This window comes from Streptosporangium sp. NPDC050148 (assembly GCF_055586505.1).
The window spans coordinates 47,520-59,474 of sequence record NZ_JBVJIA010000027.1 but is presented as its reverse complement, the minus strand read 5'-3'; the positions used below and the strand labels follow the sequence as shown (position 1 = coordinate 59,474).

General features: G+C 69.9%; 10 protein-coding genes. 6 read left to right on the top strand and 4 right to left on the bottom strand.

Annotated elements, in window-relative coordinates:
• Positions 1–10: 10 nt before the first annotated feature.
• Positions 11–988 carry a LacI family DNA-binding transcriptional regulator gene (locus ACZ6RT_RS27295; RefSeq protein WP_470156975.1) on the top strand — a complete coding sequence of 326 codons (978 nt, stop codon included), beginning with the start codon at positions 11–13 and terminating at the stop codon, positions 986–988.
• Positions 989–1,132: 144 nt separating this feature from the next.
• On the opposite strand, the gene ACZ6RT_RS27290 is transcribed toward ACZ6RT_RS27295, so the two are convergent.
• On the bottom strand, positions 1,133–2,491 hold the full coding sequence (locus tag ACZ6RT_RS27290) for a ricin-type beta-trefoil lectin domain protein (protein WP_470156974.1): 1,359 nt from the start codon (positions 2,489–2,491) through the stop codon (positions 1,133–1,135).
• Between the two features lie 1,009 nt (positions 2,492–3,500).
• On the opposite strand from ACZ6RT_RS27290, the gene ACZ6RT_RS27285 reads away from it, so the two are divergent.
• On the top strand, positions 3,501–3,929 hold the full coding sequence (locus tag ACZ6RT_RS27285; RefSeq protein WP_470156973.1) for an ATP-binding protein: 429 nt from the start codon (positions 3,501–3,503) through the stop codon (positions 3,927–3,929).
• A gap of 79 nt (positions 3,930–4,008) precedes the next feature.
• Here ACZ6RT_RS27285 and ACZ6RT_RS27280 read toward each other — a convergent pair whose 3' ends face one another.
• The 3 genes from ACZ6RT_RS27280 to ACZ6RT_RS27270 form a co-directional block, all read right to left on the bottom strand.
• Complete coding sequence (locus tag ACZ6RT_RS27280; RefSeq protein ID WP_470156972.1) at positions 4,009–4,425, bottom strand: SgcJ/EcaC family oxidoreductase; 417 nt, start codon at positions 4,423–4,425, stop codon at positions 4,009–4,011.
• A gap of 269 nt (positions 4,426–4,694) precedes the next feature.
• The gene (locus ACZ6RT_RS27275; protein WP_470156971.1) at positions 4,695–4,985 is read right to left on the bottom strand and encodes a hypothetical protein; all 291 of its coding nucleotides are present in this window, start codon (positions 4,983–4,985) and stop codon (positions 4,695–4,697) included.
• 31 nt (positions 4,986–5,016) lie between these two features.
• Positions 5,017–5,469 carry a carboxymuconolactone decarboxylase family protein gene (locus ACZ6RT_RS27270; protein WP_399191489.1) on the bottom strand — a complete coding sequence of 151 codons (453 nt, stop codon included), beginning with the start codon at positions 5,467–5,469 and terminating at the stop codon, positions 5,017–5,019.
• Positions 5,470–5,564: 95 nt separating this feature from the next.
• Here ACZ6RT_RS27270 and ACZ6RT_RS27265 point away from each other — a divergent pair, with 95 nt between their 5' ends.
• From ACZ6RT_RS27265 to ACZ6RT_RS27250, 4 genes are all read left to right on the top strand, one after another.
• Entirely contained in the window at positions 5,565–8,405 is a 2,841-nt protein-coding gene (locus tag ACZ6RT_RS27265; protein ID WP_470156970.1) for an AfsR/SARP family transcriptional regulator, read from the top strand.
• Positions 8,406–8,489: 84 nt separating this feature from the next.
• On the top strand, positions 8,490–8,690 hold the full coding sequence (locus ACZ6RT_RS27260; RefSeq protein ID WP_470156969.1) for a hypothetical protein: 201 nt from the start codon (positions 8,490–8,492) through the stop codon (positions 8,688–8,690).
• A 72-nt stretch (positions 8,691–8,762) separates the two neighbouring features.
• Positions 8,763–11,609: a class IV lanthionine synthetase LanL gene (gene lanL / locus ACZ6RT_RS27255; protein ID WP_470156968.1), complete on the top strand. Its 2,847-nt coding sequence runs from the start codon at positions 8,763–8,765 to the stop codon at positions 11,607–11,609.
• A gap of 77 nt (positions 11,610–11,686) precedes the next feature.
• Positions 11,687–11,809 (top strand): ALQxL family class IV lanthipeptide, encoded by a 123-nt coding sequence (locus ACZ6RT_RS27250; protein ID WP_399191481.1) that lies wholly within the window; start codon positions 11,687–11,689, stop codon positions 11,807–11,809.
• Positions 11,810–11,955: the final 146 nt, after the last annotated feature.

Sequence of the window (11,955 nt, the reverse complement as noted above, 5' to 3'; positions counted from 1 at the left end):
AAGGACGGGTATGCCCAAGCGGGCCACGATCTACGATGTCGCGAAAGAGGCGGGTGTGAGCATCTCGACCGTGTCGCTGGCGATCAACCATCCGCAGCGGGTGAACGAGGCCACCCGGCGCGTGGTCATCGACACCGCGGTCCGACTCGGGTACCGGGGGGCCACCCCCGCGTCGGCCGGCAGAAGGGTCGCGGTCGCGGCCCCGTTCTCGGCCTACCCCTCGTACTACACGCGGCTCACGGGCATCCTCGCCGCGAGCGTGACGGCCGGAATCGAGGTCATCGTCCACGACCTCCCGTCGACCGCGGCGGAGGACGCGCCGGTGCTCGACGCCCTCCCGGTGAAAGCGAACATCGACGGCATCATCGTGATGGGCGCCCCGCTGTCCGGGCAGGCGACGAGGACGGAATCACTGCCGGGGCCGCCGGTCGTGCTCGTCGACGTGCCGGACGGTGCGCGGCATCACCCCGGCGTCCCGAGCGTCCTCATCGACGACCGTCGAGGCGGAGCCCTGATCGGCGAGCACCTCGCCGGCCGGGGACACCGCAAGGTCGCGTTCGTGCACGAGACTCAGCGCTCCACCGACTACCTCTCCGCCGGGATGCTCCGGGCGCAGGGTCTCGCCGACCATCTCACCTGCGTGGACGTTCCCGTGAACGACCCCACCGCCCCGTGGCCGGAACTGAGCTCGGCGATGGGGGACGAGACGATCACGGCGGTCGTCGCCAACCACGACCGGCTCGCAGCCGCCCTGCACGGCCCTCTCTCGACGATCGCCGCGCGGCCGATGGCGCTCGCCGGCTACGACGGCAGCGAGCTCGCCGCCGCGCTCGGGCTCACGACCGTGTGGCAGCCGTTCGAGGAATCCGGGCGCGCGGCCATGGGCCTCCTCACCCAGCTCATCAACGGTGAGCACGCGCACCTGAACTCGATGAGCCTCACCCCGCGGCTCGTCGTTCGTGCCAGCACGGCCGGCGCGGTCCACTGAGAGCGTGACTCGTCCGGTGAGCCGGTGGTGGCAGGCAGGGGCATCGGCGATGGCGACGAAGGACGCGAAGTGGCCGGCGCGGCGTCGGTGGGTCAGGTCCAGGCGAAGTCACCTGGATCTGACCCACCGTCGGCTAGCAGGTGGTCATGCCCTGGTCCATCTCTGGGTGGCCTGGCCGTTGCACGTGGCGACGGTCACCGTGGAGGTGTTGCCGGTGCCGGTGACGTTGAGGCAGAGGTCGTTCGCGCCGCTGGTCACGGTGCCGTTGGAGTTGAAGGTCCACTGCTGGTTGCCGTTGGTGTGGCAGTCCCACAGTTGCACGCGGGTGCCGGAGCCGGCGTTCGTGGGGGAGTCCAGGCATTTGCCGAGTAGCCGGAGCCTGCCGGAGTCGTGGGTGAAGAGCTGGTTGGCGTTGGTGTGGCAGTCGTAGATCTGCAACTGGGTGCCGTTGGCGCCGGCGCCGTTGGGGGAGTCGACACAGCGCCCGGCGCCCTCGTTGCGCAGGCGGAAGCTGGTCGTGGGGGTCGGCGTGACGGTCGGGGTGACGGTCGGGGTGGGCGTCGGGGTGGGCGTGGAGGTGCTCTGGAACTGGGAGATGAACTTCCACACCTCTCCCTTGGTCCAGGTCTGGGCGCCGTTCTCGGTGTAGGTCCCGTCCACCGGGGCGGGCGTGTGGCCGTTGTCGTACGCGGCCCAGACGACGGGGTACCCGGCGCGGCACCCCGAGTAGGCGGTGACGATGTGCGTCCGGCTGCCCGAGGCCGGTTCGGGCGGGTTCTGTGCGGTACAGCCGTTGTTGCGGACGAACCTGTCCCGCAGCGTCCGTCCCTGCGAGATGTTGAGGACGCTGTCGGTGATGCCGTGCAGCCCCATGTAGGCGATGGGCTGGGTGCCGCCGCTGCATCCGCTGAGCTGCGCGCCGGCGAACACCGCGACCGCACGGAAGACCGTGGCGCGGCTGCACGCGAGGGAGAAGCTCATGCCGCCGCCGTAGCTGAACCCCATGGCGAAACGTAGCGAGGGATCGACGCAGAGATCCGCCTCCACCCGCCGCATGATGTCGTCGAAGAGGACGACGTCCTCGCCGTTGGAGTTGGCCCAGCCGTTGTTGAGGCCCTGCGGCGCGATGAAGATCGCGGTGTTGTTCGCCAGCCGCCGCTGTCCGTAGTAGGACCATGAGGCCCCGCTGCTTCCGCCGGAGTCGACGTCGTTCATGGTGCCGTTCAGCCAGTGGATGCCGAAGATCAGGCGATAGGGGGTGTTGTTGTTGTAGTTCGCGGGAATTCGCAGGATGAAGCTGCGATTCTTTCCGCTGGACTGAATGGTGTGTGTCCCGCTGCTCAGCGTCGGGTTCTTCCCACATCCTGCGGTTCCCGCGAGCGCGACGGTGGTGGACGCCGAGGTTCCCGTGCCGCTTCTGCTGCTCATCGCCGCGTGTCCTGTCAGCAGGACGAAGGCCGCCGCGAGCGCCACGACCCCGAGGACGGACCTATGCTTCAGCATTTGCGATTCCCTCTGGTCGTGAGGACCGGACCGACGACAAAGACATGTTCTGCCTTCCTCTCCATCAGTGGCATCGAATTCCCGGAACTGCGAAACAGAAATGTGTGAGCGTTAACATCAAACAGCGCTGATTGATGTGCCGCTTGCCGCTGCATGGGGTGTGATGCAAGGGAGCAAATATGACCTGACCGTGGGTGTCAAGTGACGTGCTCCGCGGCCCCGGACGCCGGGCCCGCGGGGTGCGCCCCCGTGCGTGCCGACCAGGGAAGGCTCGTGACCGCTTTCGGTACGCGGAATGAAAGTTTCGTGTCGAAGGGGTCGACGTTCGCCGGGCAGAGGGCGGCGACTCTGCCCGGTGTGATCATGGAATGGCGTCGTAATTCACATCATTGCTCACCTATAGTTTTCGCCAAGATTACGATACTTTCGGTGCGGATCGGTCGACTCCGACTGTGTCCGGTCGTGCATCCTGGCCGACATCGACCTTGGCGACGTGTGCGAGGAAGGACGCCGGCAGATACGACGGTCCGAACCGGATCGCGCATCGCGACGGGCCGCAACGGCGACGCGGCGACGCGATGGACGGTCACGATCCGCCGCCGCCCTCCTGCCGTATGAATCTACATTGTAAAGGCGATCGAATTTTTCAAGATCAAAAACATGAGGGGACTGAAGACCCGACAACAAAGAACAGGGCTCGCGCAGGCCGTCTCGATGCTTCCCGGATCACAGCCCGGCCGACGGTACGGGCGGAGATCCGGTCGCCGAGGGTCACTCCGAGGCCGGGCCGTCCGGACGGGTGGCTGTGACCGTCCGCGATCTTCGGTCCTTCGCCGAAGCGCGGCTGCAGCCGGTCGAGGTGCTCCACCCAGGGTTCATGCGGGCAGGCGGCGGCGAGGCCGGGTGGCTATTCTTGTGTCGTCCATCGTCACAATGACCTGGTTCTGACAGGCGCGTCGGTCAGCCTTCCGGTGAGGTCACAGACGGCGTTCATCGGGAGGAACGAGGCGTGCACACCCAGCAGTGTTACCGCTGGCCCATCAGCAATGACCTGAGCGGTTTACGCCGACACCTGCACCACCACACCGACCGGGCCGGGCTGGTCGGGACACGGCGTGTCGACCTGGTACTGGCGGCCAACGAGGCCGTCATCAACGTGCTCGAACACGGTGACGCGACGGGTACCGTGATCATCCAGTACGACGCCCAGGTGCTGACCGTTGACATCATCGACGCCGCGGGACGCCTGCGGGCCGAGCACGCTTCTGGTGAGTGCCCGGGGCCAGGTACGACCCGTGGGCTCGGACTGTGGCTGATGGGGTATCTGTGCGATGAGTTCACCATCGACCAGGTCGACGCAGGCTCCCGCGTCCGGCTTCGGATGTACCTCCATTCCACCGGTCCTCTGCCTCGGCCTGGTGACCGTCGCCGATTCTGAGCGACGGGGCGTCCTGAGTTTCGAGAGGCCGAGCGGTGGTGAACCGGGGTCGTCGGAGGCGTGTCGTCGTGGAGTGTGGTCAGTCGTCGCCGAGCACGCTGGTGTTCTGGCAGGCGGTCAGGCGCCACTGCCCGTCCTCTTTCGCCATGACGAACAGGGGGGTGCCCACCTCCTGTGTCCCGTCGGGGTTCCGGTAGACCTGGTGCACCTTCACGGCGGCGACGTCGGGGCGGATGAACAGTATGTGTTCCACTTCGAAGGTGACCGTCGTGCCCTGCATGGCGCCGGGAAGCACCCGGTGGGTGAACGTCGAGATCGCGTCGCGGCCGAAGAGGCGCTTGCCGCCGCCGGTCGTCCAGATCGCGTCAGTCCGGAACAGGGCGACGAACTCATCGGGGAGTTCGTTGTTCTGGGAGTGCTCGACAACGGCCACCACCTTCTTGATGGCTTCGATGTCGGTCTGGTTCGTCCGGTCGGCGGTGTTCGTTGTGTTCATGGCATGGACGGTAGGACCTTGAGTTAGCTTGAGGTCAAGGGTGCCGATCGTACGGTCGCGCACTCCGCCTGGATCGCCGTGAGCAGCGCGTCGGCCGGCCTTGGCGGTGGCGGGGGCTTTCGGCGCACTCCCTCCGGGTTTCCGGGGCTCCGGACGCCCGCTCCCGGAGGGGGGCGTCCGGAGCCCTCGACGGCGCCGGACCGTGCAGATCTCGGTGATCGGCGTCCTCGGCGATCTCGCGTCCCCGGCCGGCCCGGGGGCTCCGGATCTCAGCGCTCGTCGACGACCCGGCCGTTCAGGGCGGTGCCGTCTCTGGTGAGGGCCATGGTCAGCGGCGCCTCCGGGAAGGTGGGCAGGGCGTCGAACGCGGCATCCATCTGCCCGGCGGTCTCCCAGTGCCAGGTGTCGGTGTAGGTGCCGTCCTCGAGCCGGATCAGCACGGCGCGGGTGAGGCCGGGGTGCCCCTCCCGTACGGTCGCGATCAGCGAGCTCCGGCGGGCCAGGAACTCCTCCAGGTCGGCGTCGGTGACGGAGTAGCGGTGTGAGCGGACGGCGGACATGTCGGTGTCTCCTATGCGTGGGGTTCGACGATCACCAGGTGCCGGCGATCTGCCGGATGGGGGCGTTCAGGCGGTTGAAGAGGTTGGTGACGGCGGTCATCAGCAGGATCGAGGCGAGCTGCCGCTCGTCGAAGTGGTCGGCGGCGTTGTTCCAGACCTCGTCGGGGACGGCGTCGGCGCGGTCGGCCAGCCGGGTCGCGGCCTCGGCGAGCTCCAGCGCGGCTCGCTCGGTGTCGGTGTAGTACGGGGCCTCGCGCCAGGCGACGACCAGGCCGATGCGCTCCTCGCTCTCGCCGAGCTTGCGCAGGCTCTTCAGGCCGGCGTCGACGCAGAAGGCGCACCCGTTGATCTGGCTGACCCGCAGGTGGATCATCTCCATGAGCTCCTCGGGGAGTCCTTGCGACCGGGCGGCCCCGATCAGCGCCTGGATCGGCTGTATCGCGGCGGGGATGATCGTGGCGGGGTTCTTCATCCGGGCTTCCATGGTGTTTCCTTCGTCTCGGTTCGTGTGAGATCAGATTGGCCGCCCGGATTGATACATTCGCTATGCGCCCGCGATGTGACGGTGATGGGGGAACGATGCTGCGCCTCACCCTTCTCGGTCCGGTCCAGGTGATCGTCGACGGCGCGCCCCTGACCGGCATCGCCCCCCGTCACCGGGCCGTTCTGGCCTATCTTCTGCTGAACGCGGGCCGGGTGGTCGGCATCGAGCGGCTGATCGAGGCGATGTGGGGCCATGACCGGCCCGAGACGGCCCGGTCGCAGATCCATGCCTCGATCACCGCGATCCGCAAGGTGCTGCGCGCCGCGGGGGCCGCGGAGCTTCTCGAGACCCGTGCGGGCGGTTACGTCGCGCGGCCCGGGGCCGGGCAGCTGGACGCGCGGGAGTTCACCGAGCTGGTGGCCGCCGGTGAGCTGCGGGCGGCCCTGGATCTGTGGAGCGGTGAGGCGCTGGAGGACGTGCAGGCGTATTACGTCGGTGGCGCCCGGGAGCTGTGGAAGGACCGGCGGCTGTCGGCGTACGAGCGCCTGGTGGAGGCGGAGCTCGCCGCGGGGCGGCACGAGGAGCTGCTCGACCGGCTCGCCGCCCAGGTGGCGGCCGCCCCGCTTCGTGAGAGGCTCAACGGTCACCTCGTCCTGGCCCTGCACCGGGCGGGGCGGCAGGCCGACGCCCTGGCGGCGGCGCGTTCCTACCGTGCGGTTCTCGCGGACGAGCAGGGTCTCGACCCCGGGCGGGCCTTCATCGAGCTGGAACGGGCGGTCCTGGTGGACGATCCGGCGTTGCGTCCGGTCGGCGCGGCACCGGTGGTTCCGGATCCACCGCGCCGTTCTACCTTCCTGCCGTACGACATTCCCGATTTCTCCGGACGGGCCGCCGAGCTGGAACGGCTCATGGGCGAGGGCCGCGGGGCGACGGTCGTCGCGATCGACGGCATGGCGGGGGTGGGTAAGACCACGCTCGCCGTCCACGCGGCTCACCGGCTGGCCTCCCGCTACCCGGACGGCCGGCTCTTCATCGACCTGCGGGCCCACACCGCGGGGCGCGAGCCGATCGACGCCGCCGCCGCGCTGGAGGCCCTGCTGCGCCAGCTGGGGGTGCCCGCCGACCGCATTCCGGTCCCACCGGTCGAGCGGGGCGCCCTCTGGCGCGCCGAGCTGGCCGGTCGCCGTGTGCTGGTCGTGCTCGACAACGCCCTCGACGCCGGGCACGTACGTCCTCTGCTGCCGGGACACTCCGACACCCTGATGCTGATCACCAGCAGGCGGCGGCTCGTCGCCCTGGACGGCGCGTACGCGCTCTCGGTGGACCCGCCGGGTGAGGAGGACGCCGCCGGGCTGTTCGAGCGGATCGTGGGTGAACGGGCACGTCGCGAGCCCGACGCCGTACGCGAGGTGCTGCGGCTGTGCGGGCACCTTCCGCTCGCCATCCGGATCTCGGCCGCCCGCCTCCAGCACCGGCCGCGCTGGAGCGTGGCCTATCTGGCGGGCCGGTTGCGGGACCATCGCCGGCTCCTGGACGGGGTGTCGGCGGCCTTCGCGCTGTCCTACGAGCATCTGTGCGAGGCCGAGCGGCGCATGTTCCGCCTGCTCGGGCTGGTGCCCGGCCGCGACATCGACACCGGTGGTGCCGCCGCGCTGGCGGGCGTCTGTGAGGAGGAGGCGGAGGAGCTCCTCGAGGGGCTCCTCGACGCCCACATGCTCCTGCAGCTCGAACCGGGGCGGTACACCTTTCACGACCTGCTGCGTGAGCACGCCCGTTCGATCGCCGAGGACGACGGCGCCGTCATGCGGCTGCTCGCCTACTACCTGCACCGCTCCCGGGCGGCGATGGACCGGCTCTTTCCCGACAGTGTCGGCCAGCGGGAGGGCATTCCCCGGCCGGTCGCCCCGATCGCGCCCGTCCGTGACGCCGCGGAGGCGAGCGCCTGGCTCGACGCCGAGCGTTCCAACATCATCGCGACCGCGGTTCACGGGCCCGAGATCTGCCTGGGCCTCCTGGCCCTGGCGATGCGCCCCTTCCTCGACCGGCAGGCGCACCACGACGACGCGCTCACGCTCCACTCCCTGGTGCTCCAGCGCAGCCGTATGCTCGGTGATCGCGAGGTCCAGGGGCGTGCCCTCGCCGACCTGGCGTGGACCTACTGGCGGGTCGGTGAGTACGAGCGGGCGGAGGAACACGCCCACCAGGCCCTCGACGTTTGCGAGGAGGCCTCGGAGCGGGCCCGGGCACTGCTCACGCTGGGCAATGTGGCTCTGCGTCGGCGGCGGGACGCGCAGGCGAGGCGGTACCTCGGGCAGGCACTCGATCTGACCCGGATCGGCGCCGACACGTGGGGTGAGGCGCAGGTGCTCGGCATCCTCGCCCTCGTCCTGGACCGGGACGGCCGTCCGGAGGAGGCCCGGCGTCATCTCGATCTGGCCCTGGCGCTCCATCGTAAGGTCGGCAACCCGGCGGGGGAGGCGGTGACCCTCGACCATCTCGGTGTCGTCCTGCGGCACCAGGGGGAGCTCGCTCAGGCGCGTGCCCGTCACGAGCAGGCCGCGGCCCTCTACCGCAGGCTCGGTAACGTCACCGACGAGGCGGTGGCGCTGAACGGGCTGGCCGAGGCGGCGGGCGATCCGGTCCGGGCGGCCGAGGAGCACGAGGCCGCGCTCGCGCTCGCCGACCTGGCGCGCAACCGGCCGGAGCGGGCCCGTGCCCATGCCGGGCTGGCGCGCGCCCACCTCGCGCTCGGCCGTGCGGAGCGGGCGTGTGAGCACGGGCGGCTGGCCCTCGGCCTCTACGGGGAGCTCGGCGTTCCGGAGGCCGAGGAGGTCCGCGCCTTCCTGGAGGATGCCGGACGGTCCGCGGGGCGGGACCGGGCGGCCTCGCCCCGCCTTCATGACGCGGACGGGCCGGACCCCTCACCGAGGTCGTGATCCACCCGGCGGGACGCGAGGACGATCGCGAGGCCTGAACGTCGAGGTTCTCGCCGTCCCCGCCGGCCGGTTCGGGCCTCACCGGTGCTGCCCGGTGTCGTTCACGACCTGGCCGCCGCCCGTCCCGTCGGCTTCGTCGGTGTTTCGACCAGAGCCGCGATCGTGCGGGCGATCCTCATCCTGGAGGCCGTGGAAATCACTGGCTGCGCGGGGTGGAAAGTGCTCAGTGTGCAAAATGCCGCAGACCCGGCCGTGAATGGCCGATTACAACTGGTGCTCCAGTAGTTCGTCACGCCACCGCGGCTTTCTTTTCCGGCCTGCGCGGCCTGATCACGACCAGCCTCGAAGGGAGCCGTCATGCGCGTTCACGCTGTCGCTCAGCTCGTCGGCGCCCCTGGCCGCCGGCGGGACGCCGACGAGAGCGAGCCGTGGCAGGAGAGATCGAATCGGTCGGATCGTTGTCTCGTCACCGACGGAAGAAAAAGCATGACCACACCACGTGCACAGAGCATGGCAGTCGAAGACACGCTTTTGGAGGATTGCGTACGTGCCATTGTCGGCCGCCACGAGGCCGTCGACTGGCGGGTGGAGCCGGGCGATTTCTGGTGCAGTGTGCGTCCCGGTCGGCAGCCGAGACGGCGGGCCGTGCAGGGATGGAAGCTGCACCTGTCGGCGACGGTCCTGTCCGCTCCTCACGTACTGGCCCGGGCCGCCGACGTGCTGGTCCGGCACGGATGCGAATTCAAGTTCGCGCACACCCTCGGCGTCGTGCGGCAGCTGACGTCGGCGCGCTACGACCGAGGTGGCGGCGGCAAGTTCATCACGGCGTACCCGCAGGGCGACGAGGAGCGGCTGCGCCTGCTGGCCGAGGAGCTGCACGAGTCGACGGCGGGGCTGCCGGGTCCGGGAATCCTGTCGGATCGGCGTTACCGTGAGGGCAGCCTGGTGCACTACCGGTTCGGCGTGTTCCACGGGCTGCCGATGCTCGGCAACGACGGGTCGTACGAGGCGATGCTGGTCGACCCCGGGGGCGAGCCGGTTCTCGACCAGCGCAAGGCATGGTTCACCCCGCCGGCCTGGGCGCCACGCGATCCCTTCCGGTCCGCGCCGGCCGGCGCCACCGGCCAGGCCGCCGCACCCGCGGCGGTCCTGCTGGACGGACGGTACGCGGTCAGTGTCGCGGTCAGGCACGCCTTCAGGGGGGGTGTCTACCGGGCCACGGATCAGGTGACCGGCGAGCAGGTGATCGTCAAGCAGGCCAGAGCCCATGTGAACGGCGACCTGACCGGGAGGGACGCCCGTGACGCGCTCAGGCATGAGGCGTCCTTGCTGGAGAGGCTGGGCACGTCGACGGTGACGCCTCGCCTGGTCGGGCTGTTCGACCAGCAGGGGGACCTGTTCCTGGTGCAGGAGGCGGTCGCCGGTGTCACCCTGCGGGAGTCGGTGTGGACGCGGCTGCGGTTCGCCGACGACGCCGCCTGGGGGCCTCCGGCCGGCGAGACGGTCCGGCTGGCCTCGCGGCTGATCGACCTGCTGGAGGCGGTGCACGGGCGCGGGCTGGTCTTTCAGGACTTCACTCCCGACAATGTGATGGTCACGCCCGAAGGCGACCTGCGCCTGATCGACGTGGAGCTCGCCGCCCGCCCCGGTGAGACCACGGTGCGGGCGTTCACTCCCGGCTACGGCGCTCCCGAGCAGTTGGCGGTGTCTGGTCGGGGCCCCGCCCCCGACCAGAGGGTCGACCTGTACGGCCTGGGTGCGACGCTGTTCTACCTGGCCAGCGGGGTCGATCCGTTGCTCGCGCCCGAGCGGCCGCAGGCGCGTACGACGCACGAGCGCCTGCGGGCCTGGCTGGCGCACATGTCGGTCGGCAATCCGGTCGTGCGTCGCCTGGCGGCCGTCATCCTCGGGCTCATGGACGAGGATCCCGGGCGGCGTCCCGGCCTGGCGGCCGTACGCGACCTCCTGAAGGAAGCCCCTGCCGTTTCGCGTGGTGTCTCTGCCGGACCCGAGCAGATCGGTGACGCGGCCGTCGATGGGCTGATCGCCGACGGGATCGATCATCTGATCGCGACCATGGAGCCGGAGAACGAGGCACGACTGTGGCCGGCCACGCCCATGGACCGGTCGACCGATCCGCTCAACGTGCAGCACGGTGCCGCCGGGGTGCTGGGGGTGCTCACCCGTGCCTACGAGGTCCGGCCGAGCGCGGCGCTGGGAGAGGCCGTCGCCGTCGCGGCGAACTGGATCCGCCGTGCCGTGCCGTGCGAGCCCCGCCTGCTGCCCGGTCTGCAGTTCGGCCGGTCGGGCACGGCATGGGCGCTGCTGGAAGCGGGCCGGCTGCTCGACGACCGGGGGCTGGTCGACGTCGCGGCCGATCTCGCGCTGCGCGTGCCCCTTTCCTGGCCCAACCCCGACGTCTGTCACGGCACCGCGGGGGCCGGTCTCACCCAGCTGCGATTCTGGGAGAGGACCGGGAACGAGGAGTTCCTCGCCCGGACGCGGACGGCGGCCGACGCTCTGCTGGCGGCGGCCGAACGTCGAGACGGCCAGATCCTGTGGCCGGTCCCGCAGGATTTCAACTCTTCCCTGGCCGGTGTCGTCCACTACGGCTTCGCCCATGGGGTGGCGGGGGTCGGAGCCTTCCTGCTCGCCGCCGGACGGGCACTCGGCGACGGTTCCTACGTCGACCTGGCGGGGGAGGCGGCCGACACGCTCGTGTCGGCCGCGCGGCTGAAGGACGGCGCCGCCTACTGGGGTGCCGGGCCCGGCGACGAAACCCTGCACACGCGTTGGTGCAGCGGATCAAGCGGGGTGGGAGCCTTCCTGCTCCAGATGTGGCGCCAGACCGGTGACGAACGCCTCTGCCCGCTGCTCGATCAGGCCGCCACCGCGATCCGCCGGTCCCGATGGTCCACGATGCTCGGCCAGTGCTGTGGCCTGGCCGGCGGCGGTGAGTTCTTGATCGACATGGCCGACGCCACCGGAAGCCCGCGCTGTCGCCGATGGGCGTGGGAGCTCGTCCGGGCCGCCTGTCTGCGGCGTTTTCACCGAGACGGTCGCCAGCTGATTCCCGATGCGTCCGGCACCGACAGCTTCGCGTACTTCGGTAATGGCCTGTCCGGGATCCTGGCCTTCCTCATCCGGCTGCGGCACGGTGGCCCGCGGCCATGGCTGCCCGAGGCTTTCGCCCCGGGGGCGTGAACACCGGTTTTCCCTTGGACCACCGTGCGCGCTTCCGCGGCACGGAGAGAGCCTCAGCATGGAGGGAGGTGATTCTTGTGGAGATCGACATCATGGCGCTGGACACGCTGCCCGCCGAAGACCCCGCGGTCGTGGGACTTTACCCGTGCTTCGCGACGTGTCTCATCATTACCTGCGAATACCAGGGTTCGACGATCTAGTCGAGACCGTCGTTTCCCTGATTCCCGTTCGATCGTCCGACGGGTCTCAGATGAATGACACGTGCCGGCCTCTCCCGAGGCTCTGCCCGGGAGGGGCCGGCATCTCACCGGGCCGCCTGGATGGAATGGGACGGCGTTTGCCCGGC